23 protein-coding genes and 1 tRNA gene are annotated in these 23885 nt (G+C 67.5%); 16 read left to right on the top strand and 8 right to left on the bottom strand.

The window, feature by feature from the left end:
- Window positions 1-635: aldehyde dehydrogenase family protein (locus tag HWW87_RS28135; RefSeq protein WP_175823040.1), on the top strand; the 635-nt coding region annotated here is incomplete at its 5' end.
- 90 nt (window positions 636-725) lie between these two features.
- Here the strand turns inward: HWW87_RS28135 and HWW87_RS28130 are convergent.
- Complete coding sequence (locus HWW87_RS28130) at window positions 726-998, bottom strand: hypothetical protein (protein WP_174391013.1); 273 nt, start codon at window positions 996-998, stop codon at window positions 726-728.
- A gap of 325 nt (window positions 999-1323) precedes the next feature.
- Here HWW87_RS28130 and HWW87_RS28125 point away from each other — a divergent pair, with 325 nt between their 5' ends.
- Genes HWW87_RS28125 through HWW87_RS28115 form a run of 3 tightly spaced genes read left to right on the top strand, consistent with a single transcriptional unit; the run spans window position 1324 to window position 3556 of the window.
- Window positions 1324-2106 (top strand): amino acid ABC transporter substrate-binding protein, encoded by a 783-nt coding sequence (locus HWW87_RS28125; protein WP_175823039.1) that lies wholly within the window; start codon window positions 1324-1326, stop codon window positions 2104-2106.
- 14 nt (window positions 2107-2120) lie between these two features.
- Window positions 2121-2801 carry an amino acid ABC transporter permease gene (locus HWW87_RS28120; protein ID WP_174391015.1) on the top strand — a complete coding sequence of 227 codons (681 nt, stop codon included), beginning with the start codon at window positions 2121-2123 and terminating at the stop codon, window positions 2799-2801.
- Window positions 2798-3556 (top strand): amino acid ABC transporter ATP-binding protein, encoded by a 759-nt coding sequence (locus tag HWW87_RS28115; protein ID WP_175823038.1) that lies wholly within the window; start codon window positions 2798-2800, stop codon window positions 3554-3556. The genes HWW87_RS28120 and HWW87_RS28115 overlap by 4 nt, the downstream gene beginning before the upstream one ends.
- A 19-nt stretch (window positions 3557-3575) precedes the next feature.
- On the opposite strand, the gene HWW87_RS28110 is transcribed toward HWW87_RS28115, so the two are convergent.
- On the bottom strand, window positions 3576-4391 hold the full coding sequence (locus HWW87_RS28110; protein ID WP_175823037.1) for an alpha/beta fold hydrolase: 816 nt from the start codon (window positions 4389-4391) through the stop codon (window positions 3576-3578).
- An 81-nt stretch (window positions 4392-4472) separates the two neighbouring features.
- On the opposite strand from HWW87_RS28110, the gene HWW87_RS28105 reads away from it, so the two are divergent.
- Complete coding sequence (locus tag HWW87_RS28105; protein WP_175823036.1) at window positions 4473-5087, top strand: CGNR zinc finger domain-containing protein; 615 nt, start codon at window positions 4473-4475, stop codon at window positions 5085-5087.
- A 36-nt stretch (window positions 5088-5123) separates the two neighbouring features.
- Here HWW87_RS28105 and HWW87_RS28100 read toward each other — a convergent pair whose 3' ends face one another.
- Both HWW87_RS28100 and HWW87_RS28095 read right to left on the bottom strand, forming a co-directional pair.
- Complete coding sequence (locus HWW87_RS28100) at window positions 5124-6170, bottom strand: DUF3592 domain-containing protein (RefSeq protein WP_175823035.1); 1047 nt, start codon at window positions 6168-6170, stop codon at window positions 5124-5126.
- Between the two features lie 190 nt (window positions 6171-6360).
- A tRNA-Lys gene (locus tag HWW87_RS28095) sits at window positions 6361-6436 on the bottom strand.
- Between the two features lie 190 nt (window positions 6437-6626).
- Here HWW87_RS28095 and HWW87_RS28090 point away from each other — a divergent pair.
- Both HWW87_RS28090 and HWW87_RS28085 read left to right on the top strand, forming a co-directional pair.
- The gene (locus HWW87_RS28090; RefSeq protein ID WP_027785770.1) at window positions 6627-7031 is read left to right on the top strand and encodes a PaaI family thioesterase; all 405 of its coding nucleotides are present in this window, start codon (window positions 6627-6629) and stop codon (window positions 7029-7031) included.
- A gap of 8 nt (window positions 7032-7039) precedes the next feature.
- Complete coding sequence (locus HWW87_RS28085; protein ID WP_175823034.1) at window positions 7040-7906, top strand: patatin-like phospholipase family protein; 867 nt, start codon at window positions 7040-7042, stop codon at window positions 7904-7906.
- Window positions 7907-7953: 47 nt separating this feature from the next.
- Here HWW87_RS28085 and HWW87_RS28080 read toward each other — a convergent pair whose 3' ends face one another.
- Window positions 7954-8967, bottom strand: coding sequence for a D-2-hydroxyacid dehydrogenase family protein (locus tag HWW87_RS28080; protein WP_175823033.1), 1014 nt, complete (start codon window positions 8965-8967; stop codon window positions 7954-7956).
- Between the two features lie 427 nt (window positions 8968-9394).
- Here HWW87_RS28080 and HWW87_RS28075 point away from each other — a divergent pair, with 427 nt between their 5' ends.
- Window positions 9395-10444 carry a LysR family transcriptional regulator gene (locus HWW87_RS28075; protein WP_175823032.1) on the top strand — a complete coding sequence of 350 codons (1050 nt, stop codon included), beginning with the start codon at window positions 9395-9397 and terminating at the stop codon, window positions 10442-10444.
- Between the two features lie 123 nt (window positions 10445-10567).
- Here HWW87_RS28075 and HWW87_RS28070 read toward each other — a convergent pair whose 3' ends face one another.
- The 3 genes from HWW87_RS28070 to dprA form a co-directional block, all read right to left on the bottom strand.
- Window positions 10568-13165 (bottom strand): DNA topoisomerase III, encoded by a 2598-nt coding sequence (locus tag HWW87_RS28070; protein WP_175823031.1) that lies wholly within the window; start codon window positions 13163-13165, stop codon window positions 10568-10570.
- Between the two features lie 193 nt (window positions 13166-13358).
- A complete protein-coding gene (locus HWW87_RS28065; protein WP_174388623.1) occupies window positions 13359-13739 on the bottom strand; it encodes a thioredoxin family protein in 381 nt (126 codons plus the stop codon).
- Window positions 13740-13775: 36 nt separating this feature from the next.
- Window positions 13776-15089, bottom strand: coding sequence for a DNA-processing protein DprA (dprA, locus tag HWW87_RS28060; RefSeq protein ID WP_175823030.1), 1314 nt, complete (start codon window positions 15087-15089; stop codon window positions 13776-13778).
- Between the two features lie 185 nt (window positions 15090-15274).
- Here dprA and def point away from each other — a divergent pair, with 185 nt between their 5' ends.
- The 8 genes from def to esaR all read left to right on the top strand — a co-directional run bounded on the left by def (window position 15275) and on the right by esaR (window position 23834).
- The gene (def, locus tag HWW87_RS28055; RefSeq protein WP_174388625.1) at window positions 15275-15778 is read left to right on the top strand and encodes a peptide deformylase; all 504 of its coding nucleotides are present in this window, start codon (window positions 15275-15277) and stop codon (window positions 15776-15778) included.
- 34 nt (window positions 15779-15812) lie between these two features.
- Window positions 15813-16796, top strand: coding sequence for a methionyl-tRNA formyltransferase (fmt, locus tag HWW87_RS28050; protein ID WP_175823029.1), 984 nt, complete (start codon window positions 15813-15815; stop codon window positions 16794-16796).
- 120 nt (window positions 16797-16916) lie between these two features.
- Window positions 16917-17558 carry a LysE family translocator gene (locus HWW87_RS28045; protein WP_175823028.1) on the top strand — a complete coding sequence of 214 codons (642 nt, stop codon included), beginning with the start codon at window positions 16917-16919 and terminating at the stop codon, window positions 17556-17558.
- Window positions 17559-17658: 100 nt separating this feature from the next.
- Complete coding sequence (htpX, locus tag HWW87_RS28040; protein ID WP_174388628.1) at window positions 17659-18516, top strand: zinc metalloprotease HtpX; 858 nt, start codon at window positions 17659-17661, stop codon at window positions 18514-18516.
- Window positions 18517-18749: 233 nt separating this feature from the next.
- Window positions 18750-20141 (top strand): 16S rRNA (cytosine(967)-C(5))-methyltransferase RsmB, encoded by a 1392-nt coding sequence (gene rsmB / locus HWW87_RS28035; protein ID WP_175823027.1) that lies wholly within the window; start codon window positions 18750-18752, stop codon window positions 20139-20141.
- Window positions 20138-20728: a DUF4390 domain-containing protein gene (locus HWW87_RS28030; protein WP_175823026.1), complete on the top strand. Its 591-nt coding sequence runs from the start codon at window positions 20138-20140 to the stop codon at window positions 20726-20728. Before rsmB ends, HWW87_RS28030 begins: the two co-directional genes overlap by 4 nt.
- On the top strand, window positions 20718-23132 hold the full coding sequence (esaS, locus tag HWW87_RS28025) for a sensor histidine kinase EsaS (RefSeq protein WP_174388631.1): 2415 nt from the start codon (window positions 20718-20720) through the stop codon (window positions 23130-23132). Before HWW87_RS28030 ends, esaS begins: the two co-directional genes overlap by 11 nt.
- The gene (esaR, locus tag HWW87_RS28020; RefSeq protein WP_006495385.1) at window positions 23133-23834 is read left to right on the top strand and encodes a response regulator transcription factor EsaR; all 702 of its coding nucleotides are present in this window, start codon (window positions 23133-23135) and stop codon (window positions 23832-23834) included.
- Window positions 23835-23885 lie beyond the last annotated feature (51 nt).

The raw sequence follows: 23885 nt of genomic DNA, 5'->3' as shown, positions 1-23885 counted from the left end.
ACGAAGCGAGTACGCTCGCGGTGTCGGGCTCGTACAAGAATTCGGGGCAGCGCTGCACGGCGATCAAGCGGATGCTCGTGCACGAGTCGGTGGCTGATCGCTTCACGGAACTCGTCGTCGGGAAGACGCGCGCATGGTCGTATGGCAATCCGTCCGATCCGTCGGTCGACATGGGCACGGTGATCGACGAAGCGGCCGCGAAGTTCTGCGAGCAGCAGGTAAATGATGCGATCGCGCGCGGGGCGCGGCTGCTGGTCGGCAACGTGCGTGACGGCGCGCTGTATTCGCCGACCGTCGTCGATCGCGTGACGCCCGACATGCCGCTGGTGAAGCATGAAACCTTCGGGCCGGTATCGCCGATCATGCGCTTTCGCGACATCGACGAAGCGATCCGGATGTCGAACAGCACCGACTACGCGCTGTCGTCGTCGGTGTGCACGAACCGCTTCGACCACATCACGCGCTTCATCACCGAGCTGGAAGTCGGCAGCGTGAACGTGCGCGAGGTGCCCGGCTATCGACTCGAACTGACGCCGTTCGGCGGCGTGAAGGATTCGGGGCTCGGGTACAAGGAGGGTGTGCAGGAAGCGATGAAGAGCTTCACGAATACGAAGACGTATTCGCTGCCGTGGTAAGCGGCGGTGTGATGCGGACGCGCCGGCGCGGAGGCCGGCGCGTGGAATGTCCTCGGGCGGGACGCGGCCGCGGCGGCCGCCGAGCGACCGTCAGTCGTCGTCGCCGCGGTGATGTCGCCAGCCGCGATGCCAGCCGTTGTCGTGCCGATAACGGCGGTAGCGATATTCGCCGTAGTACGGGCCGTAATAGGCGGGCGCCGGCTCGTACACGACGGGCGGCGGCGTGTAGTAGACCGGCGGCGGCGCCTCGATCACCGGCCCCGGCACGCCCAGGTACACGCCGACGTCGGTGTGCGCGAACGCGCCTGCCGACTGGCAGGCAGCCGCGATGCCGAGGGCACAGGGCAACAGGATGCGTTTCATTTGCCGTTCACTCCGATCGTGGGGAGCCAAGCCCGCGACCTATCGGTTCATCATGTTTTCATGGTACGTAGCGCGTGCCGAATGGGTGATACCGCAATGTCGCTTCTGTAACCGCCGGTAACGAATTGTCGGACGATTGTCGCGTTGAATCGCGACGGATTTCGTCTGCGCAATGAGCGGCTGCCCGCGCGTTATTCGACGCGCTCATATCGTTAGCGGATTTGCGTTTTTGCCGGGCATCGGCGCGTCGGTAGAATTCGCGGACCTCTCGCGCGGCCGCTCGGGCCGGCGGGTTCACTCCCTTTCATCGTTCGGGGTCCGCACCATGAAATTCCTCCGCTCCATTCTGCTCGTCGCGCTGCTGCAGGCTGTCGCGGCCACGAGCGCATTCGCCGCCGACGATCTCGCGCAGATCAAGTCGGCCGGCGTGTTCCGGGTCGGCACCGAAGGCACCTACGCGCCGTTCACGTACCACGACGAGACGGGCAAGCTGACGGGCTTCGACGTCGACATCGCGACCGCGGTCGCGCAGCGTCTCGGCGTGAAGCCGCAGTTCGTCGAAGGCAAATGGGACGGGCTGATCGCGGGCCTCGACGTGAACCGCTACGACGCGGTCGTCAACGAAGTGTCGATCACCGATGCACGCAAGGCGAAATACGATTTCTCGACGCCGTACATCACGTCGCACGCGGTGCTGATCGTGCGCGCGGACAACACGACGATCCGCTCGTTCGACGACCTGAAGGGCAAGAAATCCGCGAACACGCTGACCAGCAATTTCGGCAAGCTCGCGGCCGCGCACGGCGCGGACGTGGTGCCTGTGCAGGGCTTCAACGAATCGATCGACCTGCTGACGTCGGGGCGCGTCGATGCGACGATCAACGATTCGCTGTCGTACCTCGATTTCCGCAAGCACAAGCCCGACGCGAAACTGAAGATCGCGGCGACCGACAAGGCCGGCGCAGGCGACGCGTCCGGCGTGCTGCTGCGCAAGGGCAGCCCCGCGCTGGTGGCCGCGATCGACAAGGCGCTCGCGGACATCAAGGCGGACGGCACCTACGCGAAGATCTCGCAGAAGTACTTCGGCCGCGACGTGTCGCAGCCGTGATGCGGAGCTGAACGATGCCGGCCTGGCTGCACCTGATGGCGGAATCGCTGCGCCCCCTGCTGGTCGCGGGGCTCGTGTTTACGGTTCCGCTCACGCTCGCGTCGTTCGCGATCGGCCTGTTGCTCGCGTTCGGCGCGGCGCTCGTGCGGCTGTTCGGGCCGCGCTGGGCGCAGGCCGCCGTGCGGTTCTATATCTGGCTGTTCCGCGGCTCGCCGTTGCTCGTGCAGTTGTTCGTGATCTTCTACGGATTGCCGAGCGTCGGCATCGTGCTCGATCCGCTGACGGCCGCCGTGATCGGTTTCTCGCTGAACGTCGGCGCGTACAACGCCGAGGTGATCCGCGGCGTGATCGAGTCGATGCCGAAGGGGCAGTGGGAAGCCGCGTACTCGATGTCGATGACGCGCGCGCAGGCGTTGCGCCGCGCAATCCTGCCACAGGCCGCGCGCGTCGCGCTGCCCGCGCTGTCGAATTCATTTATTTCGCTCGTGAAGGACACGTCGCTCGCGGCCGTGCTGACGGTGCCCGAGATCTTCCAGGCCGCGCAGCGCATCGCGGCCGTGACCTACGAGCCGCTGATTCTCTATACCGAAGCCGCGCTGATCTATCTGCTGTTCAGCTCGGTGCTGTCCACGCTGCAACGTCGCCTCGAAACCCGCTTCGGCCGGCATGCGCTGTTCCACGCGGAGTTGCGATGATCTGCCTCGAACGCATCGACAAGTCGTTCGGATCGCATCGTGTGCTGAGCGGAATTGACCTCGCGTTGCAGCCGGGCAGCGTGACGGCGCTGATCGGCCCGTCCGGCAGCGGCAAGAGCACGTTGCTGCGCTGCGTGAACCTGCTCGAAGTGCCGGAGACGGGCACGCTCACGGTCGGCGAGGCGCGCATCGACTTCGTGCCGGGGCGCCGGCCGTCGCGCGACGCGGTGTTCGCGGTGCGCAAGCAGACCGGCATGGTATTCCAGAACTTCCAGTTGTTTCCGCACCTGAGCGTCGTGCAGAACGTGATGGAGGGGCTCGTGACCGTGCAGCGCTGGCCGCGCGAGCAGGCGCGCCAGCGGGCACTCGCGCTGCTCGACAAGGTCGGCATCGCGGACAAGGCCGACGCATGGCCGGCCACGCTGTCGGGGGGGCAGCAGCAGCGCGTGGCGATCGCGCGGGCGCTCGCGCCGTCTCCGCAGGTGCTGCTGTGCGACGAGCCGACGTCGGCGCTCGATCCGGAATTGTCCGTCGAAGTGGTCGAGGTGCTGCGCCAGCTCGCGCGCGAAGGCACGACGATGCTGATGGCCACGCACGACCTGCGCCTCGCTGCGTCGATCGCACACGATGCGGTGTTCCTCGCCGATGGCCGCATCGTCGAAGCCGGGGCATCGCGCGACCTGTTCGGCCGGCCGCGCGACCCGCGCACTGCGAAGTTCGTCGCGACGCTCGCGCAAGGCGTGCCGGCGTTCTGACGCGTGATGCGGTGCCGGCTCAGCCCGGCGCGTACCCGTCGAGCACGGCGGCGACGATTGCTTCCGGCGCATCCTCCTGAACCAGATGACCCGCATGCGGGACCCGGATCAGCTGGCCGTTCGCGATGCGATCGGCCAGCGTTTGTCCTTGTTCGAGCGGAATCCACGCATCGTCCTTGCCCCACACGATGCGCACCGGAAAGTCCGGCGGCGCGTAGCGGGCCTCCGCTTCCTCGATGTAGCGCTGGCGCATCTGGGCGATCTGACGATAGAACGCGGCCTGGCCGGCCGGCGTGAGCCACGGCGCACGGTAGATCGACAGCGCGTCGTCGCTCAACGGCCGCGCGACCGCATTGCCGAGATAGGCCGACACGAGCGCGCGATGCGCATACGCGGGCAAGCCGGTGAACGCGGCTTCGTGCTGCGCGACGTGACGTACGAACGGCGAGCCTTGCGGCGCGATTGCGACCGGGTTCACGAGCGTGAGATCCGCATACGCGATGCCGTCGAGAAAGTGCGCGCGCAGCACGGTTGCGCCGCCGTAGTCGTGCGCGAGCACGCGCGGCCGCGACAGTTTCCATTCATTCAGCAGCGCGCCGAACAGCGCGTTCTGGCGGCCCAGCGACACGTCCGCGTCCGGCATGTCGGACTGGCCGTAGCCGAGCAGGTCGTAGAAATACACGCGATGGCGCCGTGCGAGCCACGGTGCGATCCGGCGCCATACCTGCGACGAAAACGGCGTGCCGTGCACGAGCACGAGCGGCGGGCCTTCGCCGAGCGTGCCCCATGCAATCCGGTGGCCTTCGAAATTGAAGCGGTTCGGAAGTTCGAGCATCGGCTTCTCCGTGCTAACCTGTTTTGGTTGTTAACAGGTTACGCCGGATTCTCCGGATGTGAAACCGATAGGTGGAAATAAATGGTTACTCGATCCGACCCGGCTCGACACGGGCACGAATGGCGCGCGGCCGATTTCGTCGGCGGCCATCCGGCGCTCGACTTCCTCAACACGGTGGCCGACACCGGCAAGACGCGCGACGAGGAGAAGCTCGTCGACTGGCCGGCCGTGCGCGCATGGGCCGGGAAAGCGGGGTTGCTGGCGCCGGACGATCTGACGCGACTGCTGCGTCATCCCCGGCAGGATGGCCCCGACGAGCTGGCGGCGCTGCACCGCTTTCGCGACGACGCGTACATCGCGATCGCGCACCTGACGGCCGAAGGCGGCGGCGGCGCGGGCGCGCGCGCGTCGGACCGGCTCGCGGTGGCGATTCGCGAGGCGATCGGGCGCAGCGCGTTCGACGCGGTCGGCGGCCGCTTCGCATGGCGGCCCGATGCGCGTGCCGCGTCGCGCTGGATCGATGCGGTCGCGCTCGGTTTCGAGCATCTGATGCGCAGCGACGATTTCGCGCGCGTGCGGCAGTGCGGCCGGTGTACGTGGTTCTTCGTCGATCGCGGCCGCGGCGTCGGGCGGCGGTGGTGCGACATGCGCACGTGCGGGAATCGCGCGAAGGTGGAGGCGTTCAGGGAGCGGTGACGCGCGCGTCGCGGCGGTTGCCGCACCGCGCGTGCGTCATTGAGCGGCTTCGTGCTGCCGGTGGTCGGGCCATAGCGTCGCGGCGACGAACAGCCCCGCTGCAAGGAACGGCGCGCCGATCGCGAACAGGATGGCCGTGAGGCCCCAGCGATCCCAGAAGCGGTCGACGAGCGCACGCTCGGGGGTGACGGGGTCGTACAGCACGCTGACCGCGTCGCCTTCGTGCAGGCCCGGGTGCGACGACGCCGAGCCCTGGGCGAACGTGATCAGCCGCCCGCTGTCGGTCGTGAACGCGACGACGGCCGAATACAGCGACGTGCGCGGCCGCGACGACCGCCCGTTTTTCGCGATCTCGACCACATGGCCGGTCGAACGCGCATAGTGGTGGACGATCTGCCACTCACGCAGGCCGGCCGCGCCGGCGCCGGCAAGGAAGCCCGTGCCGATCGCGATCGGAATCAGCACGATCGCGACATCCCAGCGGCGCCGTGCCGGCTGGCGGGCGGCGCGGGGCTGCGCCGGCTCCGATTGCCGGCGGCGGCGCTCGCCGGCAATCAGCAGCCCGCCGATCGCGAACGACGCGACGGCGAGCAGCGCCGGCACGGCCGCCGGAAACCAGCGTTGCGTGAAATCGTCGATCAGCGCGGGGCGCTCGGGGTGGTCGGGATCGACCAGGACGTCGACGTTCTCGCCGATGTCGTAGGCGGGGACCGTCGACGCGGTATTGCCGGCGACTTCGCGGCGCTGGCCGTCGTTCGCGAGGTACGCGACGATCGGCCGGTACGCGCGCATCGCATCGCTGTCCTGGACGATGCGCACGACCGTGCCCGGCGCGCGGACCAGGTGGCCGGGTTCCCCGCTTGCCGTGATGGCGAGTACGCCGGCCAGCACGAACAGGACGACACCGATCATCAGCGCGACCAGCGCGTCCTTACCCGGCATGACACGATCCGGTTCGTGCGTCGCGCGGATTCGGGTGTGCCCGGGTGAGCGGCCCATCGCGACGGACAGGCCGATATTGGCGCAACCATGCCCTCTGAATGGTCGCGTCTCGTTCACATGCTTCCATGTCTGACGTCCCATGTTCTCTCAGTGCCGGCGGGCAAACGACGATATCTGCGCGCCGGTCGTGTGATATTTGTCGGACGATTCTAGCGGAAACGATGCACAACGGGCGTGCGATGGCATAGCCCGCGAAAGGCATGCGCGGCGAATGCGGCGCGCCAAAACGGAAAAGGCCGGTCAGCTTTCGCTGACCGGCCTTTGGAATTCCTGGTGGGGCGTGAGTGACTCGAACACTCGACCTACGGATTAAGAGTCCGCTGCTCTACCAACTGAGCTAACGCCCCCAACAGAAGAAAGATTATGCGTGAGTATTTCAGGCTTGGCAAGCCCTTTCTGCAAATTTCCTGAAAATATTTCGTCAAGACGGCGGCGGCTGCCGGCGCGGTAACGAGCGGCCGCAGTTTGCGCGCTCCCGGTATGATGACGCCACACGCGTTGCGCGGCGGTCGCGCAACGTTTTCTGGACATTCGAAGATGGACGAAAACGCAGTCCGCGAATTGCTGGATCGCCTGCTGGCCCCGTGGGTCCGCTCGCTGGGTCTGGTCCCCGTGTCGATCGGCGACGACAGCGTCACGCTGCGCCTGCCGTTTTCCGGCGAGTTCCGCCATTCGGGCGGCGTGATCTGCGGCCAGGTGTTCACGGCGGCCGCCGACACCGCGATGGTGGTCGCGATCTCGGCCGCGCTCGGCGAATTCCGGCCGATGACGACGGTGTCGCTGAACACGAACTTCATGCGTCCCGTGCGCAAGGGCGACGTGCTCGTCACCGCACGCGTGCTGCGGATGGGCCGCAACCTCGTGTTCGGCGAAGTCGAGCTGTTCGACGAGGACGGCAAGATGGCCGTCCACGCGACGTCGACCTACGCGCTCGTCAGCTGAGCGGCGCGATGTTCGACCAGATCGTCTTTGCGGGCGGCGGCAATCGCTGCTGGTGGCAGGCCGGCTTCTGGGACGTCGCGCAGCCGGCCCTCGGCCTGCGCCCGCGCGTGATCACCGGCATCTCGGCCGGCGCGGCCACCGCATGCATGCTGTATACGCGCGACGCCGCATGGGTGATGCGCTATTACGAAGAGGCGCTGCGCCACAACCGGAAGAACGCGTACTGGGGCAACCTGTTCGGGCGCGAGCCGGTGTTTCCGCATTACCGGATCTACCGCCAGGCGCTGCTCGACATCTACGGCGAGCCGTTCGCGAAGCTCGCCGCGGCGCCGGAGATCCGCATCGGCGTGTCGCACGTGCCGCGCTGGCTCGGCGCGCGCAGCGCGGTCGCCGCCGGCCTCGTCGCGTACAACATCGAAAAGTACGTGCGCAAGACGCTGCACCCGACGCTCGGGCGCACGCTCGGCTTTCGGCCCGAATTCGTGCGCGCGCAGGCCTGCACGCAAGTCGACGAACTCGCCGACCTGATCCTGCAGTCGTCCTGCACGCCGCCGTTCACGCCGGTGTTGCGGCGCGGCGGCCGGCCGGTGCTCGACGGCGGGATGGTCGACAACGTGCCGGTCGATGCGCTCGACCCGTCGCCGGGCGACGTGCTGGTGCTCGTCACGCGGCTGTATCCGCGTCCGCAGATGTTCACGGTCGCGCATGGCGACCAGCGGCGGCTGTACGTGCAGCCGTCGAGCAAGGTACCGATTTCGAGCTGGGATTACACGAGCCCGTCGCAGATGCGGCATGCGTACGATCTCGGGCGGCGCGACGGCGAGCATTTCCTCACGCGCGTCGGCACGATGACGGGCGGCCGCGTGGCCGCCTGACGATCGGGAATGAAACGTCGGGGCCGCGCGGCGCGCGGCCCGTGCGATCAGCGCTTGCGGATCGGCGTCAGCGCTTCCGGGTTGGCGACGCTCGACATGTCGCCGTCGTCGAACGCGAGAATGTTGCGGAATGCGGCACTGAAATACAGCTCGTAGCTTTCGCGTTCGACGTAGCCGATGTGCGGCGTGCAGATCACGTTTTCCATCCGCAGCAGGCTGTAGCCCTGCAGGATCGGCTCGCTCTCGAACACGTCGATCGCGACCATCCCCGGACGGTTGTGCGATAGCGCGTTGACGAGCGCGTTTTCCTCGAGCAGCTCGGCGCGGCTCGTGTTGACGAGCAGCGACGTCGGTTTCATCCGCATCAGGTCTTCCTGCTTCACGATCCCGCGCGTGTCGTCGTGCAGGCGCAGATGCAGCGACAACACGTCGCTCTGCTCGAACAGTGCTTCGCGGCTCTCGGCGGCCGTATAGCCGTCGGCGCGCGCGGCTTCGAGCGAATGCTCGCGGCCCCAGATCAGCACGTTCATCCCGAATGCCTTGCCGTAACCGGCGACGAGCCGGCCGATCTTGCCGTAGCCCCAGATGCCGAGCGTCTGGCCGCGCAGCACCTGGCCGAGGCCGAAGTTCGGCGGCATCGCCGACGTCTTCAGGCCCGACTGCTGCCACGCACCCTGCTTCAGGTTCGCGACGTATTGCGGAATGCGGCGCTGGGCGGCCATCACGAGCGCCCAGGTCAGCTCGGCGGGCGCGACCGGCGAACCGGTGCCTTCGAGCACCGCGACGCCGCGGTCGGTACACGCTTCGAGATCGATGTGGCTCGACACGCGGCCGGTCTGGCTGATCATGCGCAGGTTCGGCAGCTTGGTGAGCAGCTGTGAAGTAATCGGGGTTCGTTCACGAATCAGCACGAGCGCCTCGACTTCCGCCAGACGGCTGGCGAGCTGTCCCAGGCCGCGCACCGTATTGTTGAAGACCTTTACGTCGTGGTCGGCGAGCATCTCGAAGCAGTTCAGCTTGCGGACGGCGTCCTGATAGTCGTCAAGGATGGCAATTTTCATGGTGAACGGGGTGTCGCGCGTTGAAAGCGGCGGGGGCGGCGGCGCATCTTGCGCGCCCGTTCCGCCCGGCCGGGGCCGACATGATGCTACGTCGGCCGCCTGCGTAGTGTCTTTTTAACAGGTTGTTACGCTCCGCCGCAATCGGCGCCAGCCACCCCCGGCGCCGCTCGCGCGCCGTGCAGAGGGGTGCGCTGTTGTGTCGCATCAAACACGTCCTTCCTGATTCGGCCACTTACTCGACGAGGTTCACCCAATTGTTGCTGCAAGCAGAATAATTGGATCAACTATCCGCAGAGGCCGAGGATTTTTGACTATTTTTATCGTCAACCGGCCCCTTGTTGAGCAACTCTGCATCATTTCCGCTGTCGTAGGAGAATTACGCATTTGCTTCATCTTTTTGAAGTTGTAACAGCGGCAGGAGTCATTTATGGATCATTTGCAGTCGATGCGCGTGTTCGTCAAGGTTGCAGATCTCGGCAGTTTCGCGCGGGCCGCGAGCGCAATGGATATCTCCAACGCGGTCGCGACGCGCCACGTCGCCGATCTGGAAGGCCGTCTCGGCACGCGTTTGCTTAACCGCACCACGCGCAGCCTCTCCCTGACGGAGTCGGGTCAGGTCTATCTGGAGCGTGCCCGCCAGATCCTCGACGAGCTCGAGGATGTCGAGCAGATGGTCGTCGCGCGCAATCACGAGCCAGTCGGCACGCTGCGCATCGTTGCGCCGGTCGTGTTCGGCCTGCACAACCTCGCCCCCGTGCTGCAGTCGTACACGGAGAATTTCCCGAAAGTGGTGCCGGATCTCACGCTGGTCGACCGGCAGGTCGATCTCGTCGAGGAAGGCTTCGACGTCGGCATCGTCGTCACGCGCCAGATGCGCAGTGCGAGCATCGTCACGCGGCGTCTGACCACCGGTTGCATGACCGTGTGCGCGACGCCGAGCTATCTGGAGAAGCACGGCGTGCCGATTCATCCGGAGCAGCTCGCCGAGCATCCGGCCCTGAGCCTGCCGACCGAATACTGGGGCGACGAGCGCGTGTTCACGGGGCCGGACGGCGAAGTGCGCGTGCGCCCGACCAACGTGATCGTCGCGAACAACACCGCGATGCTGCGCCAGTTCGCGTTGCTCGGAATGGGCGTCGCGATCCTGCCGAGCTACCTGATCGGCAGCGACATCGCGCGCGGCGCGCTCGTGCGGCTGCTGCCGGATTTCCGGCTGCCGCAGGTCGAGATCAACATCGCCTACCCGAGCCGGCGCCATCTGCCGGCGAAGGTGCGCACGTTCATCGACCACCTCGTCGAGCATTTCAGCCACTCGACCGACGCGACGATCGGCGAACAGTGGGCCGCGCAGGGCGCGACGCTGCCGCCGATCGGCGTGGAGATGCGTGCCGAGCAGCCCGAATCGACCGATCCGAACCTGCAGCCGCGTCTTGCGCGCTCGCCGCGCACGCGCGTGGCGGTGCCGTCGCCGCTGTAACGGCTCGGCGCCGGCAGCGCGACGGCCGGCACAAATAAAAAACGCGGATCGATCGATCCGCGTTTTTTTATGGCTGCGTGCCGGCGCCGGGCGCGCCGCAAGCGGCGCCCGGCGGCCGGGCCGTCACGAACCCGTCTTGCGTGCCGTCGTCTTGCGGGCGGCGGTCTTGCGGGCCGGTGCCGGTTTCTCTTCGGCGCCTTCGGTCACGGTTTCGGCATCCTTCGTCGCCGATTTGGCCGTCTTCTTCGCGGCGGCGGCTTTCGGCTCCTTCTTCTCGAACTCGAAGCCGATCTTGCCGTCCGGCTGCTTCACGAGGAACGCCTTGAAGTTGCGGCCGGTACGCGACGACTTGAAGCCCGGCAGCAGATCCGTGCGGCCGTCGGCAAGCAGCTTGCCCATCTGCTCGCGCGTGATTTCCTGCTGCAGGATCACCTTGCCCGAGCGGAAGTCGCAGGTCTTCGGGTTCGCCACCGAGTGCTCGCACACGTAGCTCATGCCGTGCTCGAACACGCGGCCCTTGCACTTCGGGCACGCGCCGACCGGTTCCTGCGCGGAGAAGTCGGGTGCTTCGCCTTCCTCGCCGCCCTGGTCCTGGCCAAAATCGAACTCGAGCTTGTAGTTCTTCGTCTCGTCGTCGAAGGACAGCTTGAGGATCGCCGAGAACGGGCGGCCCATCTTGCTGCGAAAGCCGGACAGCGGCCCGATTTCCTTCTTCTGCAGCAGCTCCTCGACTTCCGGGATCTCGAACTGCCGGCTGCCCGGGATCTTCGAGATCGAGAACTCGCACTTCGTGCACGCGAAGCGGCGGTAGTTTTCCTTCACCTGGCCACCGCAGTTCGGGCACGGCGTCTGGAGGGTCGCGTAGTCGCCGGGGATCGTGTCGGAATCGTATTCCTTCGCGCGCTTGACGATCTGCTGCGTCATGCGGGCAATTTCCTGCATGAACGCGTCGCGACCGAGATTGCCGCGTTCCATCTGCGACAGCTTGTATTCCCATTCGCCGGTGAGCTCGGGCGCCGTGAGTTCCTTCACACCGAGGCCGCGCAGCAGCGTCATCAGCTGGAATGCCTTCGCGGTCGGGATCAGTTCGCGGCCCTCGCGCAGCAGGTACTTCTCGCCGAGCAGGCCTTCGATGATCGCCGCGCGCGTCGCCGGCGTGCCGAGGCCCTTCGCGGCCATCGCCTCGCGCAATTCGTCGTCCTCGACCAGCTTGCCCGCGCCTTCCATCGCGGACAGCAGCGTCGCTTCCGAGTAGCGTGCGGGCGGCTTCGTCACCAGCGCGACGGCGGCGATCTCGTCCGTCTTCACCTTCTCGTCCTTCTGCACCGGCACGAGGTTCGCGTCCGCGCCTTCGGCGTCGCGGCCGTACACCTGCAGCCAGCCCGGCTCGACGAGCACCTTGCCTTCGGTCTTGAAGTGATGGCCGGCGACTTCGGTGATCCGGGTCGTCACGCGGAATTCGGCCGCCGGGAAGAACACCGCGAGGAAGCGCTTCACGACCAGGTCGTACAGCTTCTGCTCCGGCTCGGACAGCGATTTCGGCGCTTGCAGCGTCGGGATGATTGCAAAGTGGTCGCTGATTTTCGAGTTGTCGAAGATCCGCTTGTTCGGCTTCACCCAGCCCTTGTCGAGCACCTGCTTCGCATGCGGCAGATAGTTGTTGCTCTCCTTGAGCATCTCGAGCGTGGACTCGACCGTCGACAGGTAGTCTTCCGGCAGCGCCCGCGCGTCGGTACGCGGGTAGGTCAGCACCTTGTGCTTTTCATACAGCGCCTGGGCGAGGCCGAGCGTGTTCTTCGCGGAGAAGCCGAAGCGGCCGTTCGCCTCGCGCTGCAGGCTCGTCAGGTCGAACAGCAGCGGCGACAGTTGCGTCGACGGCTTCGATTCCTCGGACACCGTGCCGACCTGGTCGCGGCAGGCGGCGACGATCGTTTCGGCGGCCGGCAGGCTCCACAGACGGGAGTCGCGCTTTTCCGGATCGAATTCGTCGCGCTTGAATTTCGGGTCGTACCACCTGCCTTCGTAGAAGCCGCCCGCGCATGCGAATTCGGCCCTCACTTCCCAGTAGTCGCGCGGGATGAAGCGGCGGATTTTCTCTTCCCGTTCGACGACGATCGACAACGTTGGCGTCTGAACGCGGCCGACGGTGGTCAGGAAGAAGCCGCCGCCCTTGCTGTTGAACGCGGTCATCGCGCGCGTGCCGTTGATCCCGACGAGCCAGTCGGCTTCCGAGCGGCAGCGTGCGGCGTCGGCGAGCGGCTGCATGTCCGAGTCGCTGCGCAGGTTCGCGAACCCGTCGCGGATCGCCTGCGGCGTCATCGATTGCAGCCACAGGCGCTGGACCGGCTGCTTCGCCTTCGCATGCTGCGCGATCAGCCGGAAAATCAGCTCGCCTTCGCGCCCCGCGTCACATGCGTTGATCAGGCGGTCGACGTCCTTGCGCTTCATCAGCTTCGTGAGCACCTTGAGGCGCGACTCGCTTTTTGCGATCGGGTTCAGGTCGAAATGCGGGGGAATGACGGGCAGATGCGCGAAGCTCCATTTCCCGCGTTTGACTTCGTATTCCTCCGGGGCGGCGATTTCCAGCAAGTGGCCGACAGCGGACGAAAGGACGAAATCGTCGCTCTCGTAATACTCGTCATGCTTGGTAAAGCCGCCCAAAGCGCGTGCGATGTCGTTCGCGACAGAAGGCTTTTCCGCAATGATCAGTGCTTTGGACATGACAGGTGTGTGTTGGTAGACCGGGTACGCCGGTGTGGGTCCCTTTTACGACGGCTTTATAGCACACGCGGCAGCGACGGCGGCTCGGCGTGTAAAAAAGCGGCTCATCATAGAGGGGGGCTGCAACGGCGGCAAGCGCCCGGCGCGGCGGGGCGCGCAAACCTGCGCAAGACCGCCGCGCCGGCCCGCGAATTCAGGCTTCGACGTTCAGGACGTCGCGCAATTTCGGTGCGTGCGGCGCACCGGGCACCGCGCTCAGGTCGGACAGCATGCGCTCGACGATCGCCGCGTGCGGCAGCACCGTGCCGAAGAAGCGTGCGGTATGGGCATCCTCGATCAGGATGGTCGGGAAGTTCTCGACGTCGAGATCGTCGAGCCGGTCGGCATGGGTTTCGATGTCGATCCAGGCGAAGCAGGCGTCCGGATGCGCGTCGGCGAGCTGGTCGAAGGCGCTCCGGTAGTCGCGGCACGTGCCGCACCACTCGGCGCACAGGCAGGCGACCAGCAACGTGCCGGGATCGGCGAGGCGCTCGGCGATCCGATCCGCATCGGTGTCGAGATTCAGCGCGGGCATGGAATTCCTTGGGTAGCGTCGGCGGCCGGGCCGCCCCTATGGCGGGGAATGTAGCACGCCCCGCGCGGAGGGGGTGGGCGCCGCGTCAAGCCGCGCGAAGCGTCCGCCGGCGACGCTCGCGATGCGGCCGGCCAGTTCCAGCGCAAGCAGCGCGCCATGCAGCACGTCGTCGGACAGGCCGCTGTGCTCGGCGAGCCATTCGTACGTCACGGGGCCGTATCCCAAGGCGGCGAGCACCGCCTGTTCCGATGGATCGCCCGGTGGCGGGGCTGCGATTCGGGGCGGCGCGGCGGCCGCGACGGCGCGATCCGCTTGCGCGACGCCGGCAGTGTCGGGCACGCGGATTTCGCCGGAGTTCGCGTGCGGGTTGCCGGCCCGCGCCGCGCCGCCCGTTGTGCGCGCCGCCGGCTCGCCCAGCCCGTATTCCTCGAGCACGTCGAGCGGCGCCGCGGTGAGCTTTGCGCCGTCGCGGATCAGCGCGTGGCAGCCCTGCGCGAGCGGGGCATGGATCGAACCGGGCAGAGCGAACACATCGCGCCCCAGTTCGTTCGCGATCCGCGCGGTGATCAGCGAGCCCGAGCGCGGGGCGGCCTCGACGACGAGCACGCCGATCGCGAGCGCGGCGATCAGCCGGTTGCGCTGTGGAAAATGCGCGGCGCGGGCCGGCGTGCCGAGCGGCCATTCCGACACGATCGCGCCGTGCGCGGCGATCTCGTGGGCGAGCGCGCGGTGCCGCGCCGGATAGACGAGATCGGCGCCCGTCGCGATCACCGCGACGGTGCCCGCCCGGCCGTCGAGCCCGCCACGATGCGCGGCGCCGTCGATCCCGAGCGCGAGGCCCGAGACGATCGTGAGACCCGCGTCGGACAACGCGTGGGCGAAATGCGTTGCGTCGGCGAGCCCCTGCGGCGTCGCATGGCGGCTGCCGACCACGGCGAGGCCGCGTGCGTGCAGCAGGTCGAGCCGCCCCTTTACATATAGCAGCGGCGGCGGATCGTGCAGGTCGCGCAGCCGCGGCGGGTAGGTCGGATCGCTCAGCGTGACGAGCACGTTGCCCGGCCCGTCGAGCCAGGCGAGCGCGGCGTCGGTGCGCGTATCGAGATCGTCGCGTTCGCTCGCGCGCACGGCTTGCGCGGCGGCGGGGCTGGTCACGGCGCCGATGGCCTCGTCGGACGCGCGCAGCAGCGCCGCCGGCGAGCCGAATGCCGTGAGCAGCGCCTGCAGCACGGCGGGCGGGAGGCCGGGCGCATGCGCGAGCTGCAGCCATGCGCGCAGCGCGGCGGGCGTCAGCGCTTGCGGCGACATGAGGCTGCCCTCGAATGCGGCGGCCAGCGGAGTGCGTGGCGCCATGATAAAATTTTCATCATCCGAAATACTCGACAGGGCCGTGCGCGCAGGCGCCCGGCCGATTGCAGGAGGCGCGATCCGCGGCATTGATATGCCACGCATCCGCCTCATCTTCATTGCATCCCGGCGGCGGCGCCAGCCGGCCGGATGGCCGATGCGGCACGCCGCTCCACCGAATACCGAACACCATGGCTTTGCTCAATATTCTTCATTACCCCGACAAGCGGCTGCACAAGGTCGCGAAGCCCGTCGACAAGGTCGACGACCGGATCCGCAAGCTCGTCGCCGACATGGCCGAGACCATGTACGCAGCGCCCGGCATCGGCCTGGCGGCCACCCAGGTCGACGTGCACGAGCGCGTGATCGTGATCGACATCTCCGAGGAGAAGAACGAGCTGCGCGCGTTCATCAACCCGGAGATCGTGTGGTCGAGCGACGCGAAGCAGATCTATGAAGAGGGCTGCCTGTCGGTGCCCGGCATCTACGACGAAGTCGAACGCCCCGACCACGTGCGCGTGCGCGCGCTCAACGAGCAGGGCGAGACGTTCGAGCTCGACTGCGAAGGCCTGCTCGCCGTGTGCGTCCAGCACGAGATGGATCACCTGATGGGCCGCGTATTCGTCGAATACCTGTCGCCGCTCAAGCAGACGCGCATCAAGACGAAGATGAAGAAACTCGAACGCGCGATGTGACGCGCGTACGCCCAGCCCGACCCCGAACGCTGTCATGACCCATACGTTGCGCGTGATTTTTGCCGGCACGCCGGAATTCGCCGCGGCTGCCCTTGCCGCGATCCACGAGGCCGGTTTCCCGGTGCCGCTCGTGCTCACCCAGCCCGATCGCCCGGCCGGGCGCGGGATGAAACTCCAGGCGAGCGCCGTGAAGCGCTACGCCGTCGAGCACGGGATGACCGTCGCGCAGCCGCCGTCGCTGCGCCGCGCGGGCAAGTACCCGGCGGAGGCGGCCGACGCGATCGAGCTGCTGCGCACGACGCCGCACGACGTGATGGTGGTGGCCGCGTACGGCCTGCTGTTGCCGCAGGAGGTGCTCGACATCCCGCGCGCCGGCTGCATCAACATCCACGCGTCGCTGCTGCCGCGCTGGCGCGGCGCTGCGCCGATCCATCGTGCGATCGAGGCCGGCGACGCCGAGACGGGTGTCACGCTGATGCAGATGGACGTCGGCCTCGACACCGGCGCGATGATCGAGGAGGCGCGCATCGCGATCGCGCCCGACGATACGACCGCGACGCTTCACGACCGCCTTGCCGCCGACGGCGCGCGGCTGATCGTCGACGCGCTCGTGCGGCTCGAGCGCGACGGCACGCTGCCGGCGACGCCGCAGCCGGCCGACGGCGTGACCTACGCGGAAAAGATCGGCAAGCACGAAGCGTCGCTCGACTGGCGCAAGCCTGCCGACGTACTCGCGCGCCAGGTGCGTGCGTTCGATCCGTTCCCGGGCGGCGTCGCGACGCTCGACGGGGCGGCCATCAAGCTGTGGGCGGCCGAGCCCGTGGCGGCGCGCGGCGACGCGGCGCCCGGCACGATCGTCGAAGCCGCGCCGGAAGGCGTGGTGGTCGCATGCGGCAGCGGCGCGCTGCGTGTCACCCAGTTGCAGAAGCCGGGCGGCAAGCGGCTGCCCGCGCGCGAATTCCTCGCCGGTTCGCCCCTCGCCGCGGGCCAGCGGTTCGCGTTGCCCGACGTTGACTGACACGGCCTGAGCGCCATTCGACCCGGTTTGCCGGCGCCGCGCAACTGGCCGGACGGCCGAGTCGCGCGGGGCCGCAGGCACGCGTAGAATTTCCCTGCGCTCTCCGGTTTCGAGGTTTTCATGTTCGGCATCACCCATTTCGGCTTCTTCGTGTTCGCGGTTTTCCTGCTGAACATCACGCCCGGCCCCGATACGGCCTACATCGTCGGCCGCAGCGTCGCGCAGGGGCGCGGCGCGGGGCTGATGTCGGCGTTCGGTATTTCGGCCGGCTGCTGCGTCCACGCGCTGGCATGTGCATTCGGCCTGACCGCGCTGCTGGCGGCGTCGGCTACCGCGTTCACGGTGATCAAGCTGGTCGGCGCCGCGTACCTGATCTATCTCGGCGTGCGGATGATCATCGCGAAGCAGGCCGCCGCGCCGTCGGGCGCCAAAGCCGCGCAGGCCGCGGCCGCCAAGCCGCTGCGCCAGCTGTTCATGCAGGGTTTCTGGACCAACGTGCTGAATCCGAAGGTCGTGCTGTTCTTCGTGTCGTTCTTCCCGCAGTTCGTGTCGGCCGATAGCCCGCACAAGGCATGGGCGTTCCTGACCCTCGGCGCGGTGTTCGTCGCGATGAGCACGGTCTGGACGAGCCTCGTTGCGTGGGTGGCGGGCAGCGTCACGCAGCGCTTTTCCGGCAAGCCGGGCGTCAAGAAGTGGCTCGACCGCACGGTCGGCAGCGCTTTCGTCGGCCTCGGCCTGCGTCTTGCAAGCTCGCAACATTGAGATTGAATTTTTCCGGCAAGACCTTATCTAACAAATCGCTTACAATTTTCTGCCGTGCGCTGTAAAGCGCGGCGGGTCCCCTGACGGATAAGGAGTGGGTATGTTCAATTGGGTCAAAACGGCGATGCTGATGGCCGGGATCACGGCCCTGTTCATCGTGATCGGCGGGATGATCGGCGGCTCGCGCGGCATGACGATCGCGCTGCTGTTCGCGCTCGGCATGAATTTCTTCTCGTACTGGTTTTCGGACAAGATGGTGCTGCGCATGTACAACGCGCAGGAAGTCGACGAGAACACGGCGCCGCAGTTCTACCGGATGGTGCGCGAGCTGGCCACGCGCGCGAACCTGCCGATGCCGCGCGTCTACCTGATCAACGAGGATGCGCCGAACGCGTTCGCGACGGGCCGCAACCCCGAGCACGCGGCGGTCGCCGCGACGACGGGCATCCTGCGCGTGCTGTCGGAGCGCGAGATGCGCGGCGTGATGGCGCACGAGCTCGCGCACGTGAAGCACCGCGACATCCTGATCTCGACGATCACCGCTACGATGGCGGGCGCGATCTCGGCGATCGCGAACTTCGCGATGTTCTTTGGCGGGCGCGACGAGAACGGCCGGCCGGCCAACCCGATCGCCGGTATCGCGGTCGCGCTGCTCGCCCCGATCGCCGGCGCGCTGATCCAGATGGCGATTTCGCGGGCCCGCGAGTTCGAGGCCGACCGCGGCGGCGCGCAGATTTCCGGCGATCCGCAGTCGCTGGCCACCGCGCTCGACAAGATCCATCGCTATGCGGCGGGCATCCCGTTCCAGGCGGCCGAGGCGCATCCGGCCACCGCGCAGATGATGATCATGAACCCGCTGCACGGCGGCGGCTTGCAGAACCTGTTCTCGACGCACCCGGCCACCGAGGAGCGCATCGCGCGCCTGATGGAGATGGCGCGCACCGGCCGCTTCGATTGACCCCCGGCGTACCGCGCGGTCGTTGCCGCGCGGAGGCCGCCCCGCCACCCCGCATGCTTCGCGCTGCGGGGTGTTTCGTTTGTGCGCGCCGTAAAGGGGCCAAAGGGACAGCATGGCCGCACGCTACAATGCGCGGTTTGGGATCGCAGGGCCATGTGGCGGTTGCGATCCCGCCGTTTGCCGCATTTGTTTGCCGCACCCGATTGCCGCGCCTGTTTGCCGATTCCGCACCGATGACACGACCCCGTTCTTCCGCTCCGACTTCTTCCGGCCGCCCCGCGCGCCTGGCCGCGCTGCACCTGGCGCCCGATTCGCTCGGCTTCGCGCTCGACGCGGCCGCGCAGGCGGTCGATGCGGTGCGACGCGGCACCGCGTTGCCGGCGGCACTGTCGGCGGTATTCGCGCAGATGCCGTCCGGTGCGCAGGCACTCGCGCGCGGCGCGACGCAGGACGTCGCCTACCGGACGATGCGCCGCCTCGGCAGCGCGGACTGGCTGATCGGCAAGTTCGTCAGCAAGGCGCCGCCCGCGCACGTGCACGCGGTGCTCGCCGGCGCGTTCGCGCTGCTGCTCGACCCGGCGGACGACGCCGCGTACCCGGCGTTCACGGTGGTCGACCAGGCCGTCACCGTCATCGGTGCGCGGCGCGAATGCGCGTTCGCGAAGGGGATGGTCAACGCGGTGCTGCGCCGTTTCCTGCGCGAGCGCGACGCACTCGTCGCGGCGATGCAGGACGACCCGGTCGCGCGCTGGAATTACCGTGCGTGGTGGGTCGATGCGGTGAAGCGCGCCTGGCCCGACGCGTGGCAGGCGATCCTCGCGGCCGGCGAGCGTCAGGGGCCGCTGACGCTGCGCGTGAATGCGCGCCGCGCGAGCGTCGATGCGTATCTCGATACGCTGCGTGCGAGCGGGATCGACGCGACCGCGATCGGCCGGCATGCGGTGCGGCTCGCGTCGGCGCTGCCGGTGGATCGCATTCCGGGATTCGCCGACGGCGTGGTGTCGGTGCAGGACGCTGGCGCGCAGCTCGCGGCCGAATGGCTCGGCGTGCGCGACGGCATGCGCGTGCTCGACGCGTGCGCGGCGCCCGGCGGCAAGACCGGCCATATTCTGGAACTCGCCGATGCGGACGTCGTGGCGCTCGAAAGCGACGCGACGCGCGCGGCGCGGATCGGCGAGAATCTCGTGCGCCTGTCGCTTGCCGCGAACGTGTGCGTCGGCGACGCGGGCGCGCCGGACGCGTGGTACGACGGGCGCCCATTCGATCGCATCCTGGCCGACGTGCCGTGCTCGGCATCCGGCATCGTGCGGCGGCACCCCGACATCCGCTGGCTGCGCCGCGAGGCCGACATCCCGGCGCTGGTCGCGGAGCAGCGTCGCATCCTGTCGGCGCTGTGGCCGCTCGTGAAGCCGGGCGGCGAACTGCTTTATGTGACCTGTTCGATCTTCCCCGAAGAAGGCGAATTGCAGGCCCGCTGGTTTGAAGCGGCCTGCGAAGATGCGGTACGATTGGACGCCCCCGGCCAACTGCTGCCGGGCGGCGTGCAGGGACGGGCGGCCGCCGGCGCACTCGACCAGAACACCGATCACGACGGATTTTTCTACGCGCGGTTTCAGAAACGGTGACGATCAAACACCTTTTTCCATTTCGGCTCGCGGCCGTCTTGCTGGTCGCGTTGACGCTGTGCCTGGCCGTCGTCCGGCCGGCGCATGCCGAATCGATCGCCGTGCAGCGCGCATCGCTCCAGTCCGACGGAAGCGGCTGGAGCCTGGACGCGCGTTTCGACTTCGAGCTGAATCCGAACCTCGAGGATGCCGTCAACAAGGGCATCCCGCTTTACTTCACGACCGATTTCGAACTGAGCCGCGCGCGCTGGTACTGGTTCGACGAGCAGCCGGTGGCGGTCACGCAGACGATCCGCCTGTCGTTCCAGCCGCTCACGCGCGAGTACCGCGTGTCGACGGGCGGCCTGCAACTCGGCTTCCCGTCGCTGAAGGATGCGCTCGCGGTGATCCGCCACATCACGTCGTGGCACGTGATCGACCGCAACCAGGTGCGCGCGGGCGAAACCTACACGGCGTCGGTGCGGATGCAGCTCGATACGGCGCTGATGCCGAAGCCGTTCCAGGTCGATGCCGTGAACAACCGCGACTGGACGCTCGGGTCGGACTGGAAGCGCTTCAACTTCACGGTGACCGAACGTGCTAAATAAAGTACGCCGCGCGGCCAGCGGGAAGAGCCTCCTCATTCGCGTGATCGTCTCGACCGTCGCGCTGACCGCGCTGCTGCTGCTCGTGCTGCTCGCGGCCGCGAGCGCGAACACCGAATTCTTCGACCGTTACTACTCGTGGCTGTACGCGACGAACATCGTCGTCGCGCTCGTGTTCCTGCTCGTGGTGCTCGGGTTGATCGGGATGATCGTCGTGCGCCTCAGGAAGGGCAAGTTCGGCACGCGGCTGCTCGCGAAGCTCGCGGTGTTCTTCGCGCTCGTCGGCGTGGTGCCGGGCGGGATCATCTACATCGTGTCGTACCAGTTCGTGTCGCGCAGTATCGAATCGTGGTTCGACGTGAACGTCGAGACCGCGCTGACGGCCGGCCTGAACCTCGGCCGCGGGATGCTCGATGCGTCGCTGTCCGACCTGCAGACGAAGGCGCGGCTGATGTCCGACCAGCTCGCGAGCGTCGATGCGAACACGAACGGCACGACGCTCACGCTGCTGCGGCTGCGCGACCAGTTCGGCATGCAGGACGCGACGATCGTCGAGCCGAGCCGCGGCGGCTCGGGCGCCGCGCCCGACCTGCACATCGTCGCGCAGGCGTCGGGCAATTTCGCGGCGCTGATTCCGGACGACCTGCCGACGCCGCTGATGCTGAGCCAGGCGCGCGAACACGGCGCGTATGCGGCGATCGAGGGCGAAGTCGACGGCGACCCGCGCGCGCATGGCGCGAAGGGCCCGCTGCGGCTGCGCGTCGTGCGGCCGATTCCCGATGCGACGACGTCGCTGCTGCAGCCGGCGGAGCGATTCCTGCAGCTGACGCAGCCGGTGCCGCCCGGGCTCGCGCACAACGCGGACGCCGTGCAGCGCGCGTACCGCGAGTACCAGGAAAAGTCGCTCGGTCGCACGGGGCTGCGCAAGATGTACATCGGCACGCTGACGCTCGCGCTGTTCCTCGCGACCTTCATCGCGATGATGCTCGCGCTCGCGCTCGGCCAGCAGCTCGCGCGGCCGCTGTTCCTGCTCGCGCAGGGCACGAAGGAGATCACGGAAGGCGACTACACGCCGAAGCGCGAGATCAAGACGCGCGACGAGCTCGGCTTCCTCACGCAGTCGTTCAACGCGATGACGCGCCAGTTGTCCGAGGCGCGGCTCGCGGTCGAGAAGAACCGCATCGCGCTCGAGCATTCGAAGACGTATCTCGAGAGCATCCTCGCGAACCTGACGGCCGGCGTGTTCGTGCTCGACCGCCAGTTCCGGCTGACGACGGCCAATCGCGGCGCCGAGCGGATCTTCCGGCAGCCGTTCAACTCGCTGATCGGCACGACGCTCGACCGGATCGGCGTGGCCGCCGGGTTCGGCGCGATGGTGCGCAAGGCGTTCGCCGATCGCGAGGCGGCGTCCGACGGCGGCAGCGGCGATCGCGGTCACTGGCAGCAGCAGTTCGCGATCGAGGTGCCGGGCGAAACCGAGCCGCTGACGCTGCTCGTGCGCGGCACGCGTCTCGTGTCGACGGTCGAGGGGCAGGCCGACGATCCGCAGACGTCCGGTTACGTCGTCGTGTTCGACGACATCTCCGACGTGATTTCCGCGCAGCGTTCGGTCGCGTGGGGCGAGGTCGCGCGGCGGCTCGCGCACGAGATCAAGAATCCGCTGACGCCGATCCAGCTGTCGGCCGAGCGGCTGCAGATGAAGCTGTCCGACAAGCTCGCGCCGTCCGATGCGGACGTGCTCAAGCGCGGCGCGACGATGATCGTGAACCAGGTGGCCGCGATGAAGCGGATGGTCGACGATTTCCGCGAATACGCGCGCACGCCGCCGGCGGTGCTCGCGAACCTGCAGTTGAACGAACTGGCGAGCGAGGTGCTCGGGCTGTACGGCGTCGGCGAAGGCAAGAACCCGATCGTCGCCGAGCTCGCGCCGTCGCTGCCGGTGATTCGCGGCGACGCGACGCAATTGCGCCAGGTGATTCACAACCTGCTGCAGAATGCGCTGGATTCGGTTGCGGAGTCCGCGCATCCGCGTGTGTTGATCGAAACCAAGACAGTAGAATATGGCGATCCCGACGCCGAAGGCAAAACGCGCGTCGCGGTACGCCTGACCGTGTCCGACAACGGGCCCGGTTTTCCGGCACGCATCCTGACCCGCGCGTTCGAGCCTTACGTGACGACGAAGGCGAAGGGCACGGGGCTCGGGCTGGCCACGGTCAAGAAAATCGTTGACGAGCACGGTGCGCGGATCGATCTGCGCAATCGCATGCACGGCGAGACCGTCGAGGGTGCGCAGGTGTCGATCCTCTTCCTGCAGATGGCGAGCGATACGCCAGGCGCCGAACCGGGCGCACAGGACGGGGCGACTCCCGCCAAGACAAAAGCAAGTGAGCAGACAAAGGCAGCGTAAATGGCAACCATCCTGGTGGTAGATGATGAAATGGGCATCCGGGAATTGCTCTCGGAGATCCTCAGCGATGAAGGACATGTCGTCGAGGCGGCGGAGAACGCGCAGGCCGCGCGGGAATACCGGCTGAATCAGGCGCCCGATCTCGTGCTGCTCGATATCTGGATGCCCGATACCGACGGCGTCACGTTGCTCAAGGAATGGGCGGCGCAGGGGCTGCTGACGATGCCCGTGATCATGATGTCCGGGCACGCGACGATCGATACCGCCGTCGAGGCGACCAAGATCGGCGCGCTCGATTTCCTCGAGAAACCGATCGCGCTGCAGAAGCTGCTGAAGTCGGTCGAGCACGGTCTCGCACGCGGCGCGGCACCGGTGTCCGCGAACGCGGCGGCGAAGGCGGGCGGCGGGCAGGCCGCGGGGCCGGCGGCGGTCGCGTCCGCGGCGGCGCTGCCGACGCTCGGCGACGACATGGCGTCGGCGCTCGGCCTCGCGGGCCAGACGGCCGCGATCCCGTTCGACATCCCGTTGCGCGAAGCGCGCGATGCGTTCGAGCGCGCGTACTTCGAATATCACCTCGCGCGCGAGAACGGCAGCATGACGCGCGTCGCGGAGAAGACGGGCCTCGAGCGCACGCACCTGTATCGCAAGCTCAAGCAGCTCGGCGTCGAGCTCGGCAAGAAGCCGTCCGAAGGCGCGCTGTAAAAATATTTTGCGAAACCCCTTGCTCAAGTGAAAGGGGCTCGATATACTTTC

The sequence above is a fragment of the Burkholderia sp. BCC0419 genome (genome assembly GCF_902830285.1).
Lineage (GTDB): Bacteria > Pseudomonadota > Gammaproteobacteria > Burkholderiales > Burkholderiaceae > Burkholderia.
Note: the sequence above shows the minus strand (reverse complement) of the source record. Positions and strands in the feature narration are given on the sequence as shown.